This is a genomic window from Streptosporangium sp. NPDC002544 (genome assembly GCF_040295965.1).
Lineage (GTDB): Bacteria > Actinomycetota > Actinomycetes > Streptosporangiales > Streptosporangiaceae > Streptosporangium.
This window is the reverse complement of sequence record NZ_JBEOWJ010000023.1, coordinates 54,122-76,969: the sequence shown is the minus strand read 5'-3', so window position 1 is coordinate 76,969 and position 22,848 is coordinate 54,122. Positions and strand designations below refer to the sequence as shown.

21 protein-coding genes and 1 pseudogene are annotated in these 22,848 nt (G+C 70.8%); 10 read left to right on the top strand and 12 right to left on the bottom strand.

All coding sequences use genetic code 11. The features are described from left to right. Positions 1–200 precede the first annotated feature (200 nt). The 4 genes and pseudogenes from carA to pyrR all read right to left on the bottom strand — a co-directional run. Positions 201–1,304: pseudogene (gene carA, locus ABT061_RS30520) on the bottom strand (glutamine-hydrolyzing carbamoyl-phosphate synthase small subunit); the annotation flags it as partial. Between the two features lie 151 nt (positions 1,305–1,455). Then, on the bottom strand, positions 1,456–2,775 hold the full coding sequence (locus ABT061_RS30515; protein ID WP_350924426.1) for a dihydroorotase: 1,320 nt from the start codon (positions 2,773–2,775) through the stop codon (positions 1,456–1,458). Next, complete coding sequence (locus ABT061_RS30510) at positions 2,775–3,704, bottom strand: aspartate carbamoyltransferase catalytic subunit (RefSeq protein WP_343979617.1); 930 nt, start codon at positions 3,702–3,704, stop codon at positions 2,775–2,777. The genes ABT061_RS30515 and ABT061_RS30510 overlap by 1 nt, the downstream gene beginning before the upstream one ends. Further along, positions 3,701–4,270, bottom strand: coding sequence for a bifunctional pyr operon transcriptional regulator/uracil phosphoribosyltransferase PyrR (gene pyrR, locus ABT061_RS30505; protein ID WP_350924424.1), 570 nt, complete (start codon positions 4,268–4,270; stop codon positions 3,701–3,703). Before pyrR ends, ABT061_RS30510 begins: the two co-directional genes overlap by 4 nt. A gap of 303 nt (positions 4,271–4,573) precedes the next feature. On the opposite strand from pyrR, the gene ABT061_RS30500 reads away from it, so the two are divergent. The 3 genes from ABT061_RS30500 to ABT061_RS30490 all read left to right on the top strand — a co-directional run bounded on the left by ABT061_RS30500 (position 4,574) and on the right by ABT061_RS30490 (position 8,128). Continuing rightward, complete coding sequence (locus ABT061_RS30500; RefSeq protein WP_350924422.1) at positions 4,574–5,818, top strand: arginine deiminase; 1,245 nt, start codon at positions 4,574–4,576, stop codon at positions 5,816–5,818. A 465-nt stretch (positions 5,819–6,283) separates the two neighbouring features. Next, positions 6,284–6,778, top strand: a complete 495-nt coding sequence (gene bldD / locus ABT061_RS30495; RefSeq protein ID WP_030910010.1) for a transcriptional regulator BldD — start codon at positions 6,284–6,286, stop codon at positions 6,776–6,778. Positions 6,779–6,994: 216 nt separating this feature from the next. Further along, entirely contained in the window at positions 6,995–8,128 is a 1,134-nt protein-coding gene (locus ABT061_RS30490; RefSeq protein ID WP_350924420.1) for a PP2C family protein-serine/threonine phosphatase, read from the top strand. Positions 8,129–8,313: 185 nt separating this feature from the next. Here the strand turns inward: ABT061_RS30490 and ABT061_RS30485 are convergent, their stop codons facing one another. Together ABT061_RS30485 and ABT061_RS30480 are read right to left on the bottom strand one after the other, a co-directional pair. Then, the gene (locus ABT061_RS30485; RefSeq protein WP_350924418.1) at positions 8,314–8,760 is read right to left on the bottom strand and encodes an SAV_6107 family HEPN domain-containing protein; all 447 of its coding nucleotides are present in this window, start codon (positions 8,758–8,760) and stop codon (positions 8,314–8,316) included. 360 nt (positions 8,761–9,120) lie between these two features. Then, positions 9,121–9,924, bottom strand: coding sequence for a L,D-transpeptidase family protein (locus tag ABT061_RS30480; protein ID WP_350924416.1), 804 nt, complete (start codon positions 9,922–9,924; stop codon positions 9,121–9,123). A gap of 119 nt (positions 9,925–10,043) precedes the next feature. Between ABT061_RS30480 and ABT061_RS30475 the strand changes: the two genes are divergently transcribed. Further along, positions 10,044–10,520 (top strand): YbaK/EbsC family protein, encoded by a 477-nt coding sequence (locus ABT061_RS30475; RefSeq protein ID WP_502991503.1) that lies wholly within the window; start codon positions 10,044–10,046, stop codon positions 10,518–10,520. A gap of 83 nt (positions 10,521–10,603) precedes the next feature. Continuing rightward, the gene (locus ABT061_RS30470; protein WP_350924414.1) at positions 10,604–11,152 is read left to right on the top strand and encodes a GNAT family N-acetyltransferase; all 549 of its coding nucleotides are present in this window, start codon (positions 10,604–10,606) and stop codon (positions 11,150–11,152) included. Positions 11,153–11,176: 24 nt separating this feature from the next. Here ABT061_RS30470 and metF read toward each other — a convergent pair whose 3' ends face one another. Further along, positions 11,177–12,109, bottom strand: a complete 933-nt coding sequence (metF, locus tag ABT061_RS30465; RefSeq protein ID WP_350924412.1) for a methylenetetrahydrofolate reductase [NAD(P)H] — start codon at positions 12,107–12,109, stop codon at positions 11,177–11,179. Positions 12,110–12,510: 401 nt separating this feature from the next. Between metF and ABT061_RS30460 the strand changes: the two genes are divergently transcribed. Then, positions 12,511–13,578, top strand: a complete 1,068-nt coding sequence (locus ABT061_RS30460) for a polyprenyl synthetase family protein (RefSeq protein WP_350924410.1) — start codon at positions 12,511–12,513, stop codon at positions 13,576–13,578. Positions 13,579–13,694: 116 nt separating this feature from the next. Here ABT061_RS30460 and thiE read toward each other — a convergent pair whose 3' ends face one another. The 3 genes from thiE to ABT061_RS30445 are packed head-to-tail and all read right to left on the bottom strand — an operon-like array spanning position 13,695 to position 15,917. Beyond that, entirely contained in the window at positions 13,695–14,336 is a 642-nt protein-coding gene (gene thiE, locus ABT061_RS30455; protein WP_350924408.1) for a thiamine phosphate synthase, read from the bottom strand. Beyond that, the gene (locus tag ABT061_RS30450) at positions 14,314–14,688 is read right to left on the bottom strand and encodes an Rv2175c family DNA-binding protein (RefSeq protein ID WP_326638209.1); all 375 of its coding nucleotides are present in this window, start codon (positions 14,686–14,688) and stop codon (positions 14,314–14,316) included. Before ABT061_RS30450 ends, thiE begins: the two co-directional genes overlap by 23 nt. A gap of 50 nt (positions 14,689–14,738) precedes the next feature. Next, a complete protein-coding gene (locus ABT061_RS30445; RefSeq protein WP_350924405.1) occupies positions 14,739–15,917 on the bottom strand; it encodes an NAD(P)/FAD-dependent oxidoreductase in 1,179 nt (392 codons plus the stop codon). A gap of 315 nt (positions 15,918–16,232) precedes the next feature. Here ABT061_RS30445 and thiO point away from each other — a divergent pair, with 315 nt between their 5' ends. The 4 genes from thiO to pknB all read left to right on the top strand — a co-directional run bounded on the left by thiO (position 16,233) and on the right by pknB (position 20,352). Then, positions 16,233–17,369, top strand: coding sequence for a glycine oxidase ThiO (gene thiO, locus ABT061_RS30440; RefSeq protein ID WP_350924403.1), 1,137 nt, complete (start codon positions 16,233–16,235; stop codon positions 17,367–17,369). Continuing rightward, the gene (thiS, locus tag ABT061_RS30435; RefSeq protein ID WP_350924401.1) at positions 17,366–17,566 is read left to right on the top strand and encodes a sulfur carrier protein ThiS; all 201 of its coding nucleotides are present in this window, start codon (positions 17,366–17,368) and stop codon (positions 17,564–17,566) included. Before thiO ends, thiS begins: the two co-directional genes overlap by 4 nt. 5 nt (positions 17,567–17,571) lie before the next feature. Next, positions 17,572–18,330 (top strand): thiazole synthase, encoded by a 759-nt coding sequence (locus ABT061_RS30430; RefSeq protein WP_343979663.1) that lies wholly within the window; start codon positions 17,572–17,574, stop codon positions 18,328–18,330. 75 nt (positions 18,331–18,405) lie between these two features. Next, a complete protein-coding gene (gene pknB / locus ABT061_RS30425) occupies positions 18,406–20,352 on the top strand; it encodes a Stk1 family PASTA domain-containing Ser/Thr kinase (RefSeq protein WP_350924399.1) in 1,947 nt (648 codons plus the stop codon). An 85-nt stretch (positions 20,353–20,437) separates the two neighbouring features. Here the strand turns inward: pknB and alc are convergent, their stop codons facing one another. Both alc and allB read right to left on the bottom strand, forming a co-directional pair. Continuing rightward, on the bottom strand, positions 20,438–21,391 hold the full coding sequence (gene alc / locus ABT061_RS30420; RefSeq protein WP_350924397.1) for an allantoicase: 954 nt from the start codon (positions 21,389–21,391) through the stop codon (positions 20,438–20,440). A gap of 59 nt (positions 21,392–21,450) precedes the next feature. Beyond that, entirely contained in the window at positions 21,451–22,764 is a 1,314-nt protein-coding gene (gene allB, locus ABT061_RS30415) for an allantoinase AllB (RefSeq protein ID WP_350924395.1), read from the bottom strand. Positions 22,765–22,848: the final 84 nt, after the last annotated feature.

Genomic DNA, 22,848 nt, shown 5'->3' with positions numbered 1-22,848 from the left:
GCGTCCGGCTCCTCGCCGGCTCCGCGGAGGACTCGTCCCTCGTCCGCCACTCCGCCCGCTCGTTCCCCGGACCGCTCCGTGCTCTTGGTCGCGTCCGGCTCCTCGCCGGCTCCGCGGAGGACTCGTCCCTCGTCCGCCACTCCGCCCGCTCGTTCCCCGGACCGCTCCGTACTTGTGATCGCCCCGTTGACCGTTCCCCGCTCTCCCGCCATCAACGCGCAGAAGTCGTCGAACAGGCTTGCGGAGTCGTGCGGGCCGGCCGCGGCCTCCGGGTGGTACTGGACGCTGAAGGCCGGGCGCTCCAGCAGCCGCAGCCCCTCGACGCAGTCGTCGTTGAGGTTGACGTGGCTGACCTCCGCAAGGCCGTACGGCGTGTCGAACACGCCCTCCAGCGGTGCCCGCACCGCGAAACCGTGGTTGTGCGCGGAGATCTCCACCTTGCCGGTTCCCCGGTGCTGTACCGGCTGGTTGACACCTCGATGGCCGTAACGCAGCTTGTAGGTGCCCAGCCCCAGGGCACGCCCGAAGAGCTGGTTTCCGAAGCAGATGCCGAAGAACGGGACACCCGCGTCGAGGACCCCGCGAAGCGCCTTGACCGGTCCGTCGGCGGTGGCGGGGTCGCCGGGACCGTTGGAGAAGAACACCCCGTCCGGACCGAGCGCGAGGATCTCCTCCGTAGTGGCCGAGGCCGGCAGCACGTGCACCTCGCAGCCGCGCTCGGCCATCCGGTGCGGCGTCATCGCCTTGATCCCGAGGTCGACCGCGGCCACGGTGAACCGCCGCGCGCCGATCGCGGGCACCACGTACGGCTTGGCGGTGGAGACCTCTCCCGCCAGGTCGGCGCCCTCCATCGGGGGGCTGCCCAGCACCCGCTCCAGCAGCTCCTCGACCGGCGCCAGAGCCTTGCCGGAGAAGACCCCGGCCCGCATCGCTCCCCGCTCCCGCAGGTGACGGGTCAGGGCGCGGGTGCCGGGAATGGCGATGCCGACGACGCCCTGCTCCCTGAGGTAGTCGTCCAGGGAACGGTTGGAGCGCCAGTTGGAGGCCACCCGGGCCGGCTCGCGGACCACGTAACCGGCCACCCACACCCGCGAGGACTCCGGATCCTCGTCGTTGACCCCGGTGTTCCCGATGTGCGGCGCGGTCATCGCGACGATCTGGCGGTGGTACGACGGATCGGTCAGCGTCTCCTGGTAACCGGTCATCCCCGTGTTGAAGACCATCTCGCCGAAGGTCTCGCCCTCGGCGCCGTAGGGGGTCCCGTGGAAGACACGTCCATCTTCCAGCACTAGCACTGCGGTCACTCACACACCCCGATCATCTCGGCTCCAGCTCCGCAAAGTATGAAATATCTGGCACATCGATTCGCCGTCGCCGCACCGAGCGGGACGCCCCCACGTCCCGGTGCGGGAAGGCGAAGGTATCCGACGCCCGGCGCGCGAAAGCGGGGAGTCCTCACGTGAGCTTCCCGTCCAGGACCGTCGGCCTGCCGCGCAAAAAGGTCGCCACGACACGGCCGGGCAGGGTAAGGCCCTGGTAGGGGGTGTTGCGGCTCTTGGAAGCGTAGCCCGCCGGGTCGACCGCGGCGCGCACCGCCGGGTCGTAGAGGGTGAGGTTGGCCGGCGCGCCGACCTCGATCGGCTGCCCGTGCCCTCGAAGCCTGCCGATCCTGGCCGGGGCGCAGGACATGCGCTCGGCGACACCGGCCCAGTCGAGCAGCCCCGTCTCCACCATCGCCTCCTGGACCACCGCGAGCGCCGTCTCCAAGCCGATCATGCCCATGGCGGCGGCGGCCCACTCGGTCTCCTTGTCCTCGACCGGGTGCGGGGCGTGGTCGGTGGCCACGCAGTCGATCGTGCCGTCGGCCAGAGCCGCGCGCAGCGCCTCGACGTCGGCGCGGGTGCGCAGCGGCGGGTTCACCTTGTAGATCGGGTTGTAGGAGCCGACCGGGGAGTCCTCGACGAGGTCGTCGGTCAGCAGCAGGTGGTGCGGGGTCACCTCGGCGGTGACGTCCCAGCCTTTGGACTTGGCCCAGCGGATGAGCTCCACCGAGCCCGCGGTGGAGACGTGGCAGATGTGCAGGCGCGAGCCGACGTGCGCGGCCAGCAGGCAGTCGCGGGAGATGATCGCCTCCTCGGCGACCGCGGGCCATCCGGTCAGGCCCAGCCTGCCGGAGACCGAGCCCTCGTTCATCTGCGCGCCCTCGGTCAACCGCGGCTCCTGGGCGTGCTGGGCCACGACGCCGTCAAAGGCCTTGACGTACTCCAGCGCGCGGCGCATGAGCACCGCGTCGGAGACGCACTTGCCGTCGTCGGAGAAGACCCGGACCCGGGCCGCCGAGTCGGCCATCGCGCCGAGTTCGGCCAGGTGCTCGCCGCCCAGGCCGACCGTGACGGCTCCAACGGGCTGCACGTCGCAGTAGCCCGCCTCCTGGCCCAGGCGCCAGACCTGCTCGACGACGCCTGCGGTGTCGGCGACCGGGTCGGTGTTGGCCATGGCGTGCACGGCGGTGTAGCCGCCGAGGGCGGCGGCGCGGGTGCCCGTGGTGACGGTCTCCGCGTCCTCACGTCCCGGCTCGCGCAGGTGGGTGTGCAGGTCCACCAGGCCGGGCAGGGCGATCAACCCCTCAGCCTCGACGGTCCCGCCGCCGCTCAGCCCCTGGCCGATCTCCACCAGGAGACCGTCGCGGATCAGGATGTCGACGGGCTCTCCGCCGAGGATCCTGGCGCCCCTGATGACGATGCCGTCACGCGTGGCCCCGATGCGGTCGTTCATCAGATCTCTCCCCCGAGGTCGGCGCCGCCAAGCAGCAGGTACAGAACGGCCATACGTGCGGTCACCCCGTTGGCGACCTGCTCGACGATCGTCGAGCGCGGCGAGTCGGCCACCTCGGCCGCGATCTCCATCCCCCGGTTCATCGGGCCGGGGTGCATCACGATGGCGTGGTCGGGCATCCTGGCGACGCGCTCGCGGTCGAGCCCGTAGCGGCGGCTGTACTCCCGCTCGGTGGGGAAGAACGCCGCGTTCATCCGCTCGCGCTGCACGCGCAGCATCATCACCACGTCGGACTTGGGCAGCATCGCGTCGAGGTCGTAGGAGACCTCGCACGGCCAGGAGTCGACGTTGACCGGGAACAGGGTCGGCGGGGCGACCAGGGTCACCTCGGCACCGAGGGTGGCCAGCAGCAGCACGTTGGAGCGGGCCACCCTGCTGTGCAGCACGTCACCGACGATGGTGACCTTCCTGCCGTCCAGCGAGCCCAGGCGGCGGCGCATGGTGAAGGCGTCGAGCAGGGCCTGGGTGGGGTGCTCGTGGGTGCCGTCACCGGCGTTGACGACACTGCCGCGCACCCAGCCGGCCAGCCGGTACGGGGCGCCCGAGGCGCCGTGCCGGATGACGACGGCGTCGGCGCCCATCGCCTCCAGGGTGAGCGCGGTGTCCTTGAGCGACTCGCCCTTGGAGACGCTGGAGCCCTTGGCGGAGAAGTTGATGACGTCCGCCGACAGGCGCTTGGCCGCGGCCTCGAAGGAGATCCTGGTCCGGGTGGAGTCCTCGAAGAAGAGGTTCACCACGGTGCGGCCCCGCAGGGTGGGGAGCTTCTTGATGGAACGTTCCGAGATCTTCGCCAGCTCGTCCGCGGTGTCCAGGATGAGCAGGGCGTCGTCACGGGTCAGATCGGCCGCCGAGATCAGGTGCCGCTTCACCGGCCGTCCTCCTTCAGCAGCAGGACCGCGTCGCGGCCGTCGTTCTCCTCCAGGTAGACCTTGACGCTCTCGGACTTGGAGGTCGGCAGGTTCTTGCCCACGTAGTCGGGGCGGATGGGCAGCTCGCGGTGGCCGCGGTCGACCAGGGTGGCGAGTTGCACGGCCTGCGGGCGGCCCAGGTCGTTGAGCGCGTCGAGCGCGGCACGGACCGTGCGGCCGGAGTAGAGGACGTCGTCGACGAGGACGACGGTCCTGCCGTCGATGCCGTCGGCGGGCAGTTCGGTGCGGCCCAGCGCACGGGCGGGACGCAGGCGCAGATCGTCTCGGTACATCGTGACGTCGAGGGAGCCGACGGGCACGGAACGGCCCTCGAACTGCTTGATGTGGGCGGCCAGGCGGCGGGCCAGGTGGACACCGCGCGTGGGGATGCCCAGCAGGACGACGTTCTCGCCGCCCTTGGTCCGTTCAAGGATCTCGTGGGAGATGCGGACCAGGGCCCGGTTGATATCGGGCTGCTCGAGAACGGCGCGCGCACCGCTCAGCGCATGCGAAATGGCATCGGTCAAGGAGTAACACCACCTTTCCCGCCTCACGGGACGGGTCTTAAAGGAAGTCAGCACTCTTACGTTACCAGCCGCTCGACGGCTCGCCCTGACCGGACCCTGACCGGCCCCACCTCGGCGGACGCCGGACAGCCGCCCCAGCGATCTTCCTAAAAGTGAATAAATATCGTGATCTTCGCTGACTTCCCATGGTTCTGGCGGGTATGCGCTTTAGGTCCGTACCAACGCGAGGTATGGCGAGCGCGCCCACGGGGTCCGGGGCGCCGCCCTCCCAACTCTCTCGTCACCAGCCGCGAAGGAAGAGAAATGGCCTTTCACGTCGACTCCGAGGTCGGCCGGCTCCACCAGGTCCTGCTGCATCGGCCCGAACTCGCCCTGAAACGGCTCACGCCGTCGAACAAGGACGACTTCCTCTTCGACGACGTGCTGTGGGTGCAGCGCGCCGTGGAGGAGCACGAGGAGTGGCAGAGACTCCTGGTCGACCAGGGGGTCACCGTTCACATGCTCTCCGACCTGCTCCATGAGACCGTCGAGATCCCCCAGGCGCGCAAGCACATCCTGGACGGCATCGCCGACGAGCGCTACTTCGGCCCGATGGCCGTCGACGCCATCCGCAACGCGCTGGACTCGATGGACTCCACGATGCTTCAGCGCTATCTCACCGGCGGCATCACCAAGCGCGAACTGGTGGACATGGGCACCGATCCCAAAAGCCTCGCCTTCCACACGCTCAGGCCGGACGACTTCGTCCTGCCCCCGCTGCCCAACCACCTGTTCACCCGCGACACCTCCTGCTGGATCTACGGCGGCGTCTCGATCAACGCGATGAGAAAGAAGGCCCGCCGCCGCGAGACGGTCAACATGGAGGCGATCTACCGCTACCACCCCGCCTTCGCCTCCGGCTACGACCGGCCCGAGGAGGGCGGCTACCACGTCTGGATGCCCGGCATCCCCGCGGCTCCGGCCACCATCGAGGGCGGCGACGTGCTCGTCATCGGCCAGGGCGCGGTGCTGGTGGGGATCAGCGAGCGCACCCAGCCGCAGGCTGTCGAGATGCTCGCGCGGAGCCTGTTCGCGAAGGGCGCCGCGACGAGGATCGTCGCGCTGGACATGCCGAAGGCGCGGGCCTTCATGCATCTGGACACGGTCATGACCAACGTGGACGTCGGGGTGTTCACCAAGTTCGCGGGGCTGGGCATGCTGCCCTCCTACACCGTCGAGCCCGGCGACAACGAGAAGGAACTCAAGATCACCGACCATCCCCCCGAGGACATGCACAGAGCCATCGCGCGGGCGATCGGCCTGGACGACATCAAGGTCCTCAGCGCGACACAGGACGTGTACGCCTCCGAACGGGAGCAGTGGGACGACGGCTGCAACGTGCTGGCCCTGCGACCCGGCGTGGTCGTGGCCTACGAGCGCAACACCACCACCAACAACCACCTGCGCCGCAACGGGATCGAGGTCATCACGATCCGGGGCAGCGAGCTCGGCAGGGGCCGGGGCGGCCCGCGCTGCATGAGCTGCCCGCTGGAACGCGACGGCAGCTGAGCCCTCCCGGGAGCCGGGCGGGTCGCCGCCGCGAAACGCCGATCCACACCTCCGGCCGGACGGGACCGTCGCACCGGGTATTCCTCCCGGCCACCTTGTCGAAGATCATACTCTGGTCGCCGCACCCGAAGATGATGTTGCCCCGAATCCCCCAGAAGAAGCCAGCATCCGGCGAAAATCCCGTAAAAACTAGAGGTTTCGCGATGCGCGGTAGGACAACTACCGCGTTTGAGGCGGACCACATCGGACCGGATTCGACATCTTTTTTCCAATCAGCTTGACCTTAGGCGCCCACAGCTTTACCGTCACTGTCCGTAACCACACCTCGTGGCGTTATCGGGTGAACCCTGACGCACCGGTCACCGAAGACGCCTACCCCGGGCGCCAACCCGGTGACCGGGGCATAAGTTGCGAGGTAGCACAATCAAGTTGAGAGCAGTACATACAGAGCCGGGGGGCCACACCATGCCGTCTGAGTACGCCAAATCGCTGGGTGCACGACTCCGCGCCATTCGCACCCAGCAGGGCCTGTCCCTGCACGGAGTCGAAGAGAAGTCCCGCGGGCGCTGGAAGGCGGTCGTCGTGGGCTCCTACGAGCGTGGCGACCGTGCCGTCACCGTGCAGAAGCTTGCCGAGCTGGCTGATTTCTACGGGGTGCCGGTCTCGGAGTTGCTGCCCGGAGGGGCTGCTCCCAGTCCTCTGGGCCCGACCCCGAAACTTGTGATCGACCTTGAGCGCCTTGCCCAGCTCCCCAAGGAGAAGGCCGGCGCGCTTGCCCGCTACGCGGCCACCATCCAGAGCCAGCGTGGCGACTACAACGGCAAGGTGCTGTCCATCCGCCAGGAGGACCTCCGCTCCCTTGCCGTGATCTACGACAAGTCCCCCAGCGAGCTCACCGAGGAGCTCATCGGCTGGGGCGTCCTGGACCCCGAGGCACGCCGCGCCGTCGAGTCCTTCTGACCGTCTGACCGGTCGTGGGTGCGCCGGGACCGGCGTGCCCACCCCGCTCTAAAAATCTTGCTCTCAGCAGAACGTTAGCTTCATTCCGCCCCGGCTCACGGCCACTGTGGTAGGAAAAGGCAAACATTCGATCGGCGAGACACGGTGGACATGACTTCGGGAGATGATCGGCTCGATCACTCTCGACCGCGCTCAAAAAGCCGTCTCCACTCGGTCATGGTGTCGCTGGGATCGACCAGGACGCGCACCTTCCTGCGGTTGCTGGCATCGATCGGCACCACCAGGACCCAGGACACCCTGAAGCTGCTGCCGTTCGTCGTCATGGCCGTGGTGGCCGTGATCGACTTCGGCTCGGGCCCCACGTCCGGCCTCCTCCCGCTGCTCGCCCTCGGCCCGGCCTTCGCCAGTGTGGCCTGCGGCCTGGCCCGCACCACCGTGATCGGCGTCGTCGCCCTGGTGCTGTGCGTCGCGCTCGGCCTCTACAACGACATCCTCTGGGCGCCGCGTACCAACATCACCATGTTCGCCATCCTCGGCGTCACCGTGGCCAGCGTGCTGGCCAGCGCCGGGCGGCTGCGCCACGAGCGCCAGCTCGCCGACGTGCGCTCGGTGGCCGAGGCCGCCCAGCGGGTGCTGCTGCGCCCGGTGCCCCGCCGCGCCGGTCCCGGCATAGGCGTGGCCGTCTCGTACACCTCCGCCACGGCCGAGGCCAGGATCGGCGGTGACCTGTACGAGGTCGTCACCACCCCGCACGGGGTGCGGATCATCGTGGGAGACGTGCAGGGCAAGGGCCTGGAGGCCGTGGAGACCGCGGCCGTGGTGCTCGGCGCCTTCCGCGAGGCGGCCCACGACGAGAAGAAGCTCCAGGGCGTCGTGGCACGGCTGGAGAAGGCACTGACCCGCGAGTTGTCCGGCGAGCAGTTCGTGACCGCCGTACTGGCCGAGATCCGCGGCGGTTCCACCATCGCCGTCATCAACTGTGGCCACCCCCCGCCCATGGTGCTGGACGCCGAGGGCACGATCTGGTTCGCCGACCCGCCGGACGAGGCCCTGCCGCTGGGCATGAGCGCACTACAGGCCAGCAAGCCGCAGCCGCACCACATCCCTTTCGAGCCGGGAGACCAGGTCCTCTTCTACACCGACGGGGTCATCGAGGCGCGCAACGGGTTCGGCGAGTTCTACCCGCTGCCGGAGCGGGCGCACCTGCTGGACGGTGAGGACGACCCTCAGGGGTCGCTGGACGCTCTGCGCGCGGACCTGCTCCACCACGTGGGCAGACCGCTGGGCGACGACGCCGCCATGCTCCTGCTGCGCCACCGCGCCGTCCAGGAGAACTCCTCCGCGGCGTAGACCGCCTCGGGTCCTGCCCGCCACGGCCGGTCGGACGGCGCCACGCCGCGTCGTCGCCGGTCACCACCGCCGGTCATCAAGGCACGCCGCGACGCCCTCCTCCGGCCTCGCGACACCCTCTGAACCAACCCGTCTGAACCAACCGTCTGACCGACCTCGCCACGGCGAGATCCGCCGGAGGGGACCTAACCCGCCAGCGGGACGTGGCCCGGGAGCACGGGTTGCGCCGGCACCCCGAGCAGGTTCTCGACCTCGATGACGAAGCGCTCCGCCTCGGAGATGAGCTCCTCGGCGTCTCGCGGCGACACCGTGCGGGTCAGCCCCGCCTCGGCGGCGGCCCGCTTGGCCGCGCTCGTCTCGAAGTAGGGCGCCCACTCGGCCAGCCGGGGCTCGGCCTCGGGGAGCAGCTCCCAGGCACTGCGCAGCCTGCGCCTGCGGCCCTGCATGGGACGGGGGCGCGCGGCCAGGACGGCGGCGGCCGCCCTGAGCGCCGCGAGGTGGGCCGCGACGTAACGAGCGGCGGAGGTCCGGGCGGCGGCGGCCTCTTCGAGACAGTCGCGCGCGTCTGTGAGGTGCGCCCGCACCGTGGGGGACAGTCGGGGCCCACCGGAATCGCCGAGCCGAGGGGTCATGTGCGTCAGCCTCCTTGGTCGCAAGCGGCTCCCGGCGTTTTCACCGGCGGTGTCAACATTCGCAGACCCCACCGACAAATCCACCGGGCGGCCGGACGAGGAGCTTCCCCTCTCCCCGCCCGTCCCGACCTGGGCCCGATCGTCTCCTCCGACGACGTGGATCCGGCCGGCCACCCTGGACACGGGCTGCGAGCCCCGCGTCATTACATCGAACATAAATTCGACCACTAATACTGTCAAGTAAAACGGCGAACAAAAGTTCGATCTTCTGATATGACGGAGGCCCCGGGAGATCTCCGTCTCCCGGGGCCTCCGCTCGCCGAGCGCCGATCCGCCCGCAGGCTCGCCCGCTCCGCCGCGCTACCGGGCGAACCTGCCTCGGACATGCACCGGCACCCCGGTGCCGAGCAGACCGGGAAGGACCTCCGCCACGTGCATCGGCAGCCGGACACAGCCGTGGGAGGCGGGTGCCAGCGGCACCGACAGCGCGCCGTGGAAGGCGATGCCGCCGTTGAAGAAGATCGGGTTGTAGAGCTGGCCCAGGTAGGACTTGTGCCAGCCGTCCCTGCGCCAGGTGGTCTTGTAGTCGCCCGTCGGCGTGCGGGCGTCGCCGCAGAACCGCTGGGTCTTGCCCTCCCAGGTGGCCGTCTCGCAGTAGGCGATCCCACTGCCCGAGGAGGTGTGGCTGATCAGCCGCACCGCGCCGTTGACGTAGAGGACCATCACCTGGGTGGTGAGGTTCACCTCCACCCGGGTCGGCTTACCCCCGGGGACGAGCACCTTCGGCGCCAGCGGACTCTCCAGGGCCTGCCAGGTCCTGCGCGCCACGGTGCTGGTCGGCGAGATGCCGTTGACCTTCTGGAAGGCCCAGATCGCGGTCAGGGTCGCACCGCCGTAGCGGCCGTCGATCCTGCCCGGGGCGTAGCCGAGCTCGGCCAGCCTCTCCTGGAGCACCTTCACCGTGGCGCCCTTCGCGCCGAGCCTGAGCGTCTTGCCCGGTGCGACGAACCGGGACGCCTCGGTCCTCGTCGCGACGGCCGGCGCGGCCGAGACCGCGGCCCGGGCCTCGGCGACGCCCGCGGAAAGGGTGACGCCCGCGGAAGAGAGGAGCACGGCCCCCGCCGTCATCAGCGCGGCCGCTCCCAGCCGCTGTCCAACCCCCACTTTCCATCAACTCCTCATATCACTATGGATCAGGTCAAGGGACCATAGCGCACGGGTTCCCCGTGCAAGTGACCGGTTATGAAGCGGAAATCAACGGTCAACCCGTTTAGAGTGGCCAGGTGCCAGAAAAGTTGCATCCGAACGTTGAGAAAGTCGCCGCCGTGCTCCGTGAGCACGCCGTCCCCGGCGAGATCGTCACCTTCGCCGAGGCCACCCCGACCGCCGCCAGCGCCGCCGCGCAGCTCGGCTGCGAGGTCGGCGCCATCGCCAACAGCCTGATATTCGACGCCGACGGCGAGCCGCTCCTGGTTCTGACCAGCGGTGCCCACCGGGTCGACACCGACCTGATCGCCAGGACGGCCGGTGTGGCGAAGGTGAAGCGCGCCGATCCCGCCTTCGTGCGGGCGGCCACCGGCCAGGTCATCGGCGGCGTCGCCCCGATCGGCCATCCCGCCCCGGTCCGGACGCTGGTCGACACCTGGCTGGACAAGTACGACGTCGTCTGGGCCGCCGCCGGCCACCCGCACACCGTCTTCCCGACCTCCTTCGACGAGCTCGTCCGCATCACCGGCGGGGTCCCCGTCGAGGTCGAATGACCGCGATCCGGCGGTGAGCACGGCACGGCGCTCCCGCCACCGGCGCTGACCCGCGTCATGTCCTCCCTGCTAGGGTGCGACGCGTGATCGGACTGCGACGGATCGGCCCCGACGAGTTCACGCTCCGGTTGGACGCGGTCCTTGACGTCTACACCAAGGCGATGAACCCGCCCGCCGACCAGATCGCCGGCCGTAAGGCGATCATGGGAAACCACGCCACCAACCCGGCCTTCACCTGCCTGTTCGCCGAACTCTCCGACGGCACCCCGGTGGGGATCGCCTACGGTTTCCACGGGGTTTCCGGCCAGTGGTGGCACGACGTGGTCCGGCGGGCCCTCGCCGAGAAGCACGGCGAGGGCAGCGCCCGCGGCTGGCTGGGCGACGCGCTGGAGCTCGCCGAGATCCACGTCCACCCCGACTACCAGGGCAAGGGCATCGGACGGTCGATGATCATGGGCATCTGCGCGGGCCGCCTGGAGCGCACCGCCGTGCTGTCCACCCGCGACCGGCCCACCGCGGCCCGGCACCTCTACCGGAGCATCGGCTTCGTGGACCTGCTCACGCAGTTCGTCTTCCCCGGCGGGCACGAGCGCTACGCGATCCTCGGGGCGGTCCTCCCGCTGGACGGCTGAGCCGCCGGCGGGAGACCCTCTCGCTCAGCCCCCCAGCGAAGGGGCCCTCGGCGTGTGGTCGAGCGCCTGGAAGACCTCGCGGGTCGCGCTGGAGCGGTTGAAGGTGATGAAGTGGATGCCGGGCGCGCCCTCGTCGAGCAGGGTCTGGCAGAGCTCGGCGGCCAGCTCGATGCCCAGGCTGCGCACGGCGGCCGGATCGTCGGCGACGGCCGCGAACCTCTCGGCCACCTCGGGCGGGAACGGCGCGCCGGAGAGCTGCTCCGACCTGGCGATGGTGCTCATCTGCGTGACGGGCATGATGCCGGGGATGATCGGCGTGTCACAACCGCTGGCCGCCACCCGGTCACGGAGCCGCAGGTAGTCGTCCGCGCGGAAGAACATCTGGGTGATCGCGTAGTCGGCGCCCGCCCGGCACTTGCGTACGAAGTACTCGGTGTCGGATTCGATCGAGCGCGACCTGGGGTGCTTGTAGGGGAAGGCGGCCACGCCCACGCAGAAGTCGCCGGACTGGCGGATGAGCCTGACCAGTTCCTCGGCGTACAGGACGCCCTCGGGGTGGCGCACCCACTCGCCCGTCACGTCGCCCGGCGGGTCGCCCCGCACGGCGAGGATGTTGCGGACGCCCGCCCCGGCGAACCGGCCGACCAGGTGGCGCAGCTCGCGGATGGAGTGGTTGACGGCCGTGAAGTGGGCGACCGGGGTCAGCGTGGTCTCGTGGGCGATCCGCTCGACGATGTCGACGGTGCGGTCGCGGGTGCTGCCTCCGGCACCGTAGGTGACGGAGACGAAGGTGGGGTGCAGCGCCTCCAGCTCGCGGACGGCACGCCAGAGGTGGCGCTCTCCCTCGTCGGTCTTCGGAGGGGAGAACTCGAAGGAGAACGAGTGGGCACCGGCGGCGAGGAGTTCGCGGACGGTGGCGACACGATCTGGAAGAACGGACGGGCGACCCAGAGCCATGGGGCAAGGATACTGGCCCGGCCGCCCGGATGCCCGATCAGATCACGGCCGCCTACAGGACGATCTCCACGCGAAACAACCGTTCTTCTAGATCGAAATATCCCCTTGGACCGTTAATCTCATTACTTGACCTCCTCCTGCCGCCGAAGCCGGGGGATCCCAACTTTCATAGATTGGGTTTCCTGACTCATGACCAGTCGCGAGAAACCCGGAGGTGTCGTGTCTCACACCGGCCCCGCAACCGTTCCGCCGCTCCGCCGCCCCGGCGGGAAGGCCCGTGTCGACCATGCGTACGGTGGTCGGGGTGTCATCACCGCCGGACACGGTGCCAGGGCGTGCGGCACCGCACCGCGTTTCCTCCCCAGAGCTGAAGCCCGGGGTCCCCATACCGGAGGTATTCGATGATCACTTCTGCAACCGCGCTGGACATGATCCGGTCCGAGGTGGACCATGCTCTCCGGCGGTTCGTCGAACAGCAGCGTCCGCAGGTCAGTGCTCCAGAGCTGGCCCCTCTTGTCTCCGCTGCCGAGGACTTCCTCGCGGGCGGCAAGCGGCTGCGCCCCGCCTTCTGCTACTGGGGCTGGCATGGTGCGGGCGGAGGCGACGACCCCGCGCTCTTCTCCGCGGCCGCCTCCCTTGAGCTGCTCCAGGCAAGCGCCCTGGTGCACGATGACGTGATGGACGCCAGCGACCTGCGCCGGGGCATGCCCTCGGCACACCGCAGGTTCGAGGAACTGCACAGAAAGGCGGGCTGGCACGGCTCCGCCGAGCAGTTCGGCGAGGGTGCGGCCATTCTGCTGGGCAACCTGATGCTCATCTGGTCCGGTGAGATGTGGCGCAACAGCGGTCTGCCGGCCGCCTCACTGGCGGCGGCGCAGAAGGTGCACGACGACATGCGCACCGAACTGATGTGCGGCCAGTATCTCGACCTGCTGGAGCAGGCGCACGGCGAGGGCACCTTCGACAGCGCGCTGCGGGTCGCCCTCTTCAAGAGCGGCAAGTACTCCGTGGAACAGCCGCTCCGGCTCGGGCTGGTGCTGGCCGCCCAGGGCAGGGAACCCTGGATCGACCGGCTCTGCGAGGAGTACGGGCGGTCCGTGGGCATCGCCTTCCAGCTTCGCGACGACATCCTCGGCGTGTTCGGCGACCCGGACGAGACCGGTAAACCGGCCGGCGACGATCTTCGCGAGGGCAAGCGGACGATGCTCATCGCCCGCACGCTCGCCGCCGCCTCGGCCTCCCAGGCACAGGTGGTACGCGCCACGCTCGGCGACCCGGATCTGGACGAGGCCGGGGTGGACCGGCTGCGCCGGATCATCGAGGAGACGGGGGCTCTCGTGGCGTGTGAGGACCTGATCAAGGAGTACCTGGAGAACGCCCTCGGTTCGCTGGAGGGCGCCCCGATCCGCCCCGACGCCCGGGCGGCCCTGGCCGACCTCGCGGTGGCCGCCACCTCCCGACGCACCTGACCCGTGCACCTGACCCGTGCACGGGCCGGCGCGCACCGGTCCGGTGCACGGGCCGGCGCCGTGCTCGGCGTCCCGTCCGCCCAGCCGAAGACACGCTCCCGCCGGGCGGAAGGACTTCAGACGGAGGCCGCCAGCCTCCGCTTGAACTCCTCCGCCGCCGCCTTGGGATCGTCGGCCTCGGTGATCGCCCGCACCACCACGACCCGGCGCACCCCATGGGAGACGACCTCGTCCAGGTTGGTGAGGTCGATGCCGCCGATGCCGAACCAGGGCCGTTCGGTCTCCAGGGCCGCGGCATGCCTGAGCAGGCCGGGGCCCGGAGCGTGCCTGCCGGGCTTGGTGGGCGTCGGCCAGATCGGGCCACAGCAGAAGTAGTCGACGCCGGGCTCGACCGCCGCGGCGGACGCCTCCTCGGGGGCGTGAGTGGAACGCCCGATGAGGATGTCGTCGCCGAGCATGTCGCGCACGATCGGCACCGGCAGATCGCCCTGGCCGAGGTGGAGCACGTCGGGGCGGATCGCGTAGGCGATGTCGGCCCTGTCGTTCACGGCCAGGAGCTTGCCATGCCGGTCGCAGGCCGCACGGAAGACGGCGAGGAGGTCGAGCTCCTCGCGCGCCTCAAGACCCTTCTCGCGTAGCTGCACGATGTCGACCCCGCCCGCCAGGGCGGCGTCGAGGAAGTCCGCGAGATCTCCCCGGTCACGCCGTCCGTCGGTGCACAGATACAGACGGGCGTCAGAAACCGAGGGCTTGGGCACGTCTCTTCACTTCCGTGTGGCGGCCCGCCACGATCGCGTCGACCGGCGAGCCCGGCAGCGTGTCGTCGGGGGTGAAAAGCCAGCGGAGCGACTCGACGTCGTCGTATCCGGCGTCGAGGAGCACCGTGAGAGTGCCCGGCAGCCCCTTGACGACGTCCGCGCCGGCGAGGAAGGCCGCGGGGACCTGTGGCTCGCCACCGCCCCTGCGCACTCCGATGAGCTTGCGGTCCTTGAGAAGTTGCTTGGCGCGACCGGCGCTCAGGTTGAGCCTTCTGGCAACCTCGGTCAGGGTGAGCCACTCGCCCACCAACTGGTCGGTCTCCCGGTCGATCTGCGCAACAGAAAGCGTCACGAATCCACCACTACCACATCGAGCCCTTCGCCAAACACCTGGCGGCGAGGTTACGCCACCGTACAGTCGCGCAACGCTATCGCAGGGTCGGCGAGGCGATTGACGTCGAGGCGCCGTCCGCCCTCGATGAGGCGGCGCCCCTGGACGAGGTCGCGGGGGCGGTTGACCGAGAGGACCGCGGCGAGCCGGTCGTCCTCGGTCACCCAGCACACCGCCCACCTGGTGTTTCCCTCGGCCTCCGGGTCGCCGCGCCGGATCAGGCGGGCGCCGTCGTGGTACCCGGCGTACTGGACCATGTGGCCGAACTGCTCGGACCAGAAGTAGGGGACCGGATCGTAGACGGCGACGTCGCCGACGAGCGTGGCCGCGGCCACGTCCGGGGCGCCCAGGGCGGTGTCCCAGTGCTCGACGCGGAGGCGCACGCCGTAGCGGCGCGACCACCAGGCCGCGCAGTCGCCCACGGCGACCACTCCGGGCAGCGAGGTGCGCAGATGCTCGTCGGTGACCACGCCGTTGTCGAGCCGGATGCCGGAGCCGACCAGCCACTCGGTCGCGGGCCGCACGCCGACGCCCGTGACGACCACGTCGGCCTCGACCGCGGAGCCGTCGGCCAGGGTGAGCCCCCCCTGGTCGACCGAGGCGACCATGGTGCCCAGGCGCAGGTCGACGCCGGCCTCCGCGTACCAGGCGGCGGTGTACGCGCCGACCTGGCCGAGCGCGGCGGACAGCGGGACGTCGGCGGCCTCGATCACGGTCACGGCGCAGCCCGCCCTGCGGGCGGCGGTGGCCACCTCGGCGCCGATCCAGCCCGCGCCGATCACGGCGACCCTCGTCCCCCTGCCGAGCAGGGAACGCAGCCGGAGCGCGTCGTCGATGGTGCGCACCACGTGCTGTGAGCCGTCCCCGCGCAGCCGGATCGGGCGCGCGCCGGTGGCGATGACCAGGCCCTCGTAGGCCAGTTCGCCCTCGGTGGTCTCGACCACGCCGGGGTGGAGCCCCTTGGCGGAGACGCCCGCGCGAAAGTCGACCTCAAGCGCGTCGAGGTCGGAGTCGACGACGGTGGAGTCGGTCTCGCCGAGCAGCACCCCCTTGGACAGGGGCGGACGGTCGTACGGTCTGTGCCGCTCCTCCCCGATCAGCGTGATCCTGCCGCCGAACCCGCGGGCCCGTAACGCCTCGACGCTGCGTACGCCGGCCAGACCGGCGCCTACCACCACGACATGATTCACACTTCCCGACCATAAGCGTCAGCACCGTACTCCTACCAACGGTCGTTGATAACGAAAACGGTATTTACCTCACATCTAACGCTCTAAGCGTGTTGCCGGACCCCTTAGGGTTGGGGGGGAAGACGCGCGGGAGCCCGGAACGCACCGGGCTGAGAGGAGGGCCGCGGAGCGACGAAGGACCCGGCGCGAGCCAGGTGGTGTGCGAGGAACGGATCCGCACGGCACCGGTGAGCGAGGTCCGGAGGCGACCGCGAGCGGGCCCTCGACCGCCACGAACCTGATCCGGGTCATGCCGGCGAAGGGAGCGGAGTACGTATGGCGGACCATTTCCACCTCCTCGTCGTCGGCGGGGGGGTGATCGGACTGTCGGTGGCCTGGCGTGCCGCCGGCCGGGGCCTGAGGGTGGCGGTGGCCGACCCCGCGCCCGCCTCCGGCGCCTCGCACGCGGCGGCGGGCATGCTGGCCCCGGTCAGCGAGGTCACCTACACCGAGGAGCCGCTGCTGCGACTGGGCCTGGCCTCCCTGGAACGCTGGCCCGCCTTCGCCGCCGAACTGGCGGACGCGAGCGGGCACGACCTCGACCACCGCACCGACGGCACCCTCGACGTCGCCTTCGGCTCGGACGATCTGGCCGCGCTGGACGATCTCGCCGCCTTCGTCGCCAAGCTGGGGTTGCCCGCCGAGCGGCTCACCGGCCGCGAGTGCCGTCGCCTGGAACCCATGCTGGCCCCCGCGGTCCGCGGCGGCCTGCTGGCGGGCGGCGACGCCTGGGTGGACCCCAGGAAGGTCACCACCGCGCTCCTCACCGCCCTGGAGCGGGCGGGCGGCACCCTGGTGCGCACCCGCGTGGCCGGGCTGCTCACGGCCGCCGGAGCGGTCACCGGGGTACGGCTGGCGACCGGCGAGAGCGTCGGGGCCGAGCAGGTGATCCTCGCCGCCGGCGCCTGGTCGGGCTCCCTGCCGGGGATGCCGCCCGAGGCGCTGCCCCCGGTGCGGCCGGTCAAGGGCCAGATCATGCGGCTGCGCTCCCCCGTGCCGATCCTGCGGCGATGCGTGCGCGGGGTCGTGCACGGCTCGAACGTCTACCTGGTGCCACGCGGCGACGGCGAGGTCGTCCTCGGCGCCACGCAGGAGGAGATGGGCTTCGACACCCGTGTCACCGCCGGTGGGCTGTGGGAGTTGCTGCGCGACGCGCGGGAGCTCGTCCCCGGCGTGACCGAGCTGGAGGTGGCCGAGGTCGCCGCGGGACTGCGCCCGGGCACCCCGGACAACCTGCCGCTGATCGGTCCCACGACCGTGCCCGGTCTGCACATGGCCACCGGGCACCACCGGGGCGGGGTGCTGCTCGCCCCGCTCACCGCCGACCTCTGCTCGGGCGAGACCGACCCGGAGCTCTCCCCGATCTGCTCACCCCTCCGCTTCCAGGAGCACCCACCGCAGGAGCTGTCATGAACGTGACCATCAACGGCGCCGCGCACGAGTTGCCCGCCGGGGCGACCGTCGCGCAGGCCGTGCAGCGGCTGACCGGCATGCGGAGCGGGGTGGCCGTCGCGGTGAACGACGAGGTCGTCTCGCGCGGCGCCTGGGAGGCCACCCCGCTCGCGGAGGCCGACAGGGTCGAGGTGCTCACCGCGGTTCAGGGAGGATGAGGGGCATGGTGGACGATCTGATCATCGGCGGCGAGAAGTTCTCCTCCCGTCTCATCATGGGCACCGGGGGCGCCCCGTCCCTGGAGATCCTGGATGCGGCGCTCGCCGCCTCGGGGACCGAGCTGACCACCGTCGCGATGCGGCGGCTCGACCCGGCCGCGCGGGGCTCGGTGCTCGACGTGCTGCGCCGGCGCGACATCAGGGTGCTGCCGAACACCGCGGGCTGCTTCACCGCCGGGGAGGCCGTGCTGACCGCCAGGCTGGCCAGGGAGGCACTGGAGACGAACTGGGTGAAGCTTGAGGTCATCGCCGACGAGCGCACCCTGCTGCCCGATCCCATCGAGACCTTCGACGCCGCCGAGCGGCTGGTCGCCGACGGGTTCGTGGTGCTGCCCTACATCGGCGACGACCCCGTGCTGGCACGCAGGCTGGAGCAGGCGGGCTGCGCGGCGGTGATGCCGCTGGGGGCGCCCATCGGTTCCGGCCTCGGCATCCGCAACCCGCACAACATCGAGCTGATCGTGGAGTTCGCGAGCGTGCCGGTGATCCTGGACGCGGGGATCGGCACGGCCAGCGACGCGGCACTGGCCATGGAGCTGGGCTGTGACGCGGTTCTGCTGGCCACCGCGGTCACCCGGGCGCAGCGTCCGGAGCTGATGGCGCAGGCCATGCGCTCGGCCGTCGCGGCGGGCCGGGCGGCGCGCCTGGCCGGGCGGATACCCCGGCGTCGCTACGCGGAGGCCTCCTCCCCTCTTCATCGATAGAAAACGACCACGTCTCGGCATCGGTTTGGGATTCAGGGACCCTGTCGGCGTCAAATCGCCCGTAAACTCGGCCACGTGGACACGACGCTTACGGACCCCCTGGTCGGGAAACTCCTCGACGGGCGTTACCGCGTTGAGTCCCGGATCGCCCGGGGCGGAATGGCGACCGTCTATCTGGCCCTGGACATCCGGCTCGACCGCACTGTCGCCGTGAAGGTGATGCACCGCTCGCTCGCCGAGGACCCCGCCTTCGTACGGCGGTTCATCGGCGAGGCCAAGTCGGTGGCGAGCCTGTCGCACCCCAACGTGGTGCACGTCTTCGACCAGGGCACGGATGGCGACAACGTCTACCTCTCGATGGAGTACGTGCCGGGCCGGACCCTGCGCGACGTGCTCCGCGACCGTGGCAGGCTGCCCGCCCGCGAGGCTCTGGAAGTCATGATCCCGGTGCTCGCCGCGCTGGGCGCCGCCCACCAGTCGGGCCTGGTTCACCGGGACGTCAAACCGGAGAACGTGCTGCTCGCCGACGACGGCCGGGTCAAGGTGGTGGACTTCGGCCTGGCCCGCGCGATCGAGGCGACCAACCAGACGCGCACCGGCGTCATGATCGGCACCATCGGCTACATGTCCCCCGAGCAGGTCACCTCGGGGGCCGCCGACGCCCGCAGCGACGTCTACGCGGCCGGCATCATGCTGTTCGAGCTCCTGACCGGCCGCCAGCCGTACGAGGGCGACACCCCGATGTCGGTGGCCTACCGGCACGTACACGACACGGTGCCGGTACCCTCCGCGCTGCTCCCCGGCTCTTCCCCGCTGCTCGACACCCTGGTGGCCAGGGCGACGGCCCGCGATCCCGCGAACCGTCCCGCGGACGCCACCGCGCTGCTGGTCGCCGCCGTCGACGCGCACCGGATGCTGCCCAGGGAGAGCGGCCCGGTGCCGTCCGTCCCCGTCGGGCCGCCGCACGCCCACGAGACCGTCGTGTCCGCACCGTCCGCACCGCCCGCACCGGCCAACCACACGCTGATCCAGCCCCGCGTCGAGTTGCCCACCGGCCCGGTGGGCGACCAGCCACCGCCCGTTTCCACGACGCGCAAGATGTCCGGCGCCCGCTGGTTCCTGCTCGCGCTGGCCGTGGTCATGGTGATCGCGGTGGGGGTGACCGGCTGGCTGTTCTCGCAGAACACCACCATCGTGGTGCCCTCCACCCTGGTGGGCAAGAACATCACGGTCGCCACCAGCGAGGCCAGACAGCGCGGCTTCACCGTCGAGGAGGGCGAGGCCGAGCACGACGAGAAGGTGCCCAAGGGCAACGTGCTCCGCACCGATCCCGTGGCGGGCACCGAGGCCGAGCCGGGGAGCAAGCTGATCCTGATCGCCTCGGCCGGCCCCAAGCGGGTCGCGGTGCCCAACGTGGTGGGCATGACCGAACCCCAGGCCAGGAGCAGGCTGGCGGAGGCCTCACTGGTCGTCGGCAAGGTCAGGAGGCAGCCCAGCGAGACCGTGCCGCGTGACCAGGTGATGCGGACCGTCCCCGCCGTGGGAAACCCGGTCAAGGAGGGCAGCAAGGTCGATCTGGTGGTGAGCGCGGGCCTGCTCATGCCGGACGTCATGGGCATGCCCCGCGACCAGGCGGACGGGGTGCTGCGCGGGGCGGGATTCGCTCCCGAGTTCGTCGAGCAGACCGACGCCGCCCAGCCGTGCACGGTCATCGCCCAGGACCCCCAGCCCAAGGCCGAGGTCGACAAGGGCGCCGTGGTCCGGCTGACCCTTTCGCAGTGCGCCGGCGAGTGGCACTGGCCCTGGGAGAACAACGGCGAGCAGCCTCCCGGCGACGGCGGCAACGTCGTGCAGATCCCGAACATCATGTTCAAGGACTTCAGGGCGGCGCGCGACGAGCTGCGCGCCGCGGGGGTCACGGTGAAGCTGAGGCGGACCCTGGGCAAGGGCAGGGTGCTGGCCCAGATCCCGCCGGGCGGCCAGACGGTCCCGGCCGGCACCGAGGTCACCATCTGGTACTGACGGCCGGGCCTGGCGGGCTCGGCGAGACGGATCCCCGTGCTCCGGCCGGTACCGGCAGCCGGGCACGGGACGAACCTCCGGGTGCTCAGCCCTCGGCCAGGAAGCCGTGCAGGCGGATCCTGGCGAGACCGCCGTCGGGGTGGATGTCCACCCTGGCGTACGCGGCCTCGGGCGCGTCGGTGATGCGGAAGCGGTGCCGGGTGTCGGGCAGCAGGCGGGTCCTGGGCAGCAGCGGGAACCAGGTGGCGCCGTCCGCGCTGCCGGTGACGGAGACCTCGGCGGGAGCGTTGAACACCAGGTTGGTGGTGTCGATCTCGGCGAGCCTGACGATCCCGGGCCCCGCCAGACGGATGACCAGCCAGTCGTTGCCGCCGTCGCGGCGGCGGGCGGTCTCCCAGCCCTCGGCCTGGTGGCGGGCGAGGCCCGGGGAGATGGCGTTGTTGGGCGAGGAGTAGAACTCGTTGGAGCAGGCGGTGACGAGCGCGCCGTTCTCCAGCGCGGCCAGGTCCAGGCCGAGTCCCTCGTACACCGACAGGTCGGGCCTGATCTCGCCGTGCACCCGCAGCCTGGCGATGCCCCCGTCGGGGAACATGTTCAGCCGCACATGGGTGTAGCGGCGCTCTCCGGACACCTCGAAGAAGTGCTCGGCGTCCCCCTTGAGGTCGCTCACGGGCACGATCTCCACCCAGTCGGCCGTCTCCAGTTCGGCGACCGTCGGATAGCCCTCGGCCTCGCACGCCTCGACGGAGGCGTGCGGCGGGTAGTTTCCCTTGAACCAGGCGGTGTCGATCACGACACCCCGGACCACCCCGGGCATGCCGAGCCTGACCAGGGCCCAGTCGTGGCCGGGCTCGCGCCGCCTGCGGGTCTCCCAGCCGTCGTAGACCTGGCCCTTGGCGCCGAAGGTGTGCGGGCGGAAGCCGGGGCGCCCAGGCCTGATGAGACTCTCCTTCTCCGCGAAGGACTCGTCGTTGGCCGCGATCACCGACCCACCGAGGGCGCGCAGGGCGAGGTCGGGCAGTGCGGTGAACTCGATCAAGGAGAGAACCTTTCTCACGAGGAGCGGAATCCTGGCCGCCGGATCGTTCCGCGGGAGCGCTAAAGCAGGACGCCCCTGAAGTCCTTCCGCACGGCCCGGCCGCGCAGCCAGGTCGTGCGGACCACACCGGTGAGCGTCCTGCCGTGATAGGGCGTGACCGGGTTCCTGTGGTGCAGCCTGGCGACGTCCACGGTCTGGACGGCGTCGGCGTCGAAGGCGACCAGGTCCGCGTCGGCGCCCTCGACGATGGCGCCCTTGCCGCGCAGCCCGGCCAGTTCGGCCGGGCGGGTGGCCATCCAGCGCACGACGTCGCCCAGACCGTGCCCGCGCCGCGCCGCCTCGGTCCAGACCGCGGTCAGGCCGAGCTGGAGGGAGGAGATACCACCCCAGGCGGCGGCGAAGTCGGGCACCTTCAGGTCGGGGGTGGAGGGCGAGTGGTCGGAGACGACACAGCCGAGCACCCCGTCGGCGAGCCCGCGCCAGAGCTCGTCGCGGTTGGCCGAGGCACGGATCGGCGGGCAGCACTTGAACTGGGTGGCGCCCTCGGGCACCTCCTCGGCCACCAGCGTGAGGTAGTGCGGGCAGGTCTCCGCGGTGAGCCTGATCCCCTCCTGCCTGGCCCTGGCCAGCGGTTCCAGGCAGAGCGCGGACGACACGTGCAGGATGTGCGCCCGCACCCCGGTCTCCGCGGCCAGCGCGGCGACCCGCTCGACGGCACGGCGCTCGGCCTCCCCGGGGCGGGAGTCGAGGAACTCCGGGTACCGCGGTCCCACCGGGTCCGCGAGCAGCGCGGGGTCCTCCGCGTGCACGACCAGCAGGCCGTCAAAGGAGGCGATCTCCACCATGGCCGCCCGCAGCCCGTCCGTGTCCAGCGGCGGGAACTCCTCCACCCCCGACGGGGACAGGAAGCACTTGAACCCGCGCACACCCGCCTCGTGCAGCGCCCTCAGGTCCGCGACGTTGCCGGGGATCGCGCCGCCCCAGAAGGCGACGTCCACCGCGCACTGCCCGTCCGCGGCGCTCCTCTTCACCGCCAGGGCGTCCGCGTTCACGGTCGGCGGCAGCGAGTTGAGCGGCATGTCCACGATGGTGGTCACCCCGCCCGCCGCGGCGGCCCGGGTGGCGGAGGCGAACCCCTCCCAGTGGGTCCTGCCGGGCTCGTTGACGTGCACATGGGTGTCGACGAGGCCCGGCAGCAGCGCGACACCGCCGAGGTCGACCTGCTCGGCGGCGTTCAGCTCGGCGTCGTGGGCATGCACCCCGACGACCTTCCCGTCCCTTACCGCGACGGCCGCCGGTCCCTCCTTCCCGGGCAGCACGGCCCGGCGGGACCGGATGACCAGATCCAGCACGTCCTCAGCCCTCGCACTCATCGCCTCTCCGTTCCTGCCCGCTTCTCGCCGCGGAACGCGCCGGCCTGGACGCCCGTACCCCGCTCACGCTCATCGGCCCCGCGT